This window comes from Mesorhizobium sp. M0898 (assembly GCF_040319695.1).
Taxonomy (GTDB): domain Bacteria; phylum Pseudomonadota; class Alphaproteobacteria; order Rhizobiales; family Rhizobiaceae; genus Mesorhizobium.
In genome coordinates, this window is record NZ_JAMYOE010000167.1 from 1 (window position 1) to 505 (window position 505).

At 63.2% G+C, this 505-nt stretch carries 1 protein-coding gene; it reads right to left on the reverse strand.

Annotation, left to right across the window (positions count from 1 at the left end):
- The coding region (locus NKH90_RS34760; RefSeq protein WP_352823860.1) for an IS110 family RNA-guided transposase at positions 1 to 428 on the reverse strand (428 nt) is incomplete at its 3' end.
- Between the last annotated feature and the right edge of the window lie 77 nt (positions 429 to 505).

The following is a 505-nucleotide window of genomic DNA, read 5'->3' on the forward strand; positions in this document are numbered from 1 at the left end:
AGATGGCCGCGCAAGGCGTTGATCGTCTGGGTGCGCTGCCGCACCAGCAGATCACGAGCCCGGAATACGGCCGCACTCGCCTGCTCCTCCTCACTCTTCACGGCGACAAAGCGCATGGTCGGCCGCTGCGCGGCCTCGCAGATCGCCTCGGCATCGGCGGCGTCGTTCTTCTGCCGCTTCACGAAAGGCTTCACATAGGATGGCGGGATCAGACGAACGGTGTGCCCGAGCTTGCCGATCTCGCGCGCCCAGTGATGCGCCCCAGAACAGGCCTCCATGGCGACCAAGCAGGCCGGCTGCCCAGCGAGAAACGCAAGCACCTTGTCGCGTCGCAGTTGCTTGCGGAAAACAATGGCGCCCGCCGCATCGGCTCCATGCGCCTGAAACACATTCTTCGCTAGGTCCAATCCGATCGTGTTAACTTCCATTGTGGACGCTCCCTCTCTTACGGTGGCTGTCAAACACCACCATTCTGGCACATCGATGCCGTCGAGGGGGCGTCCAC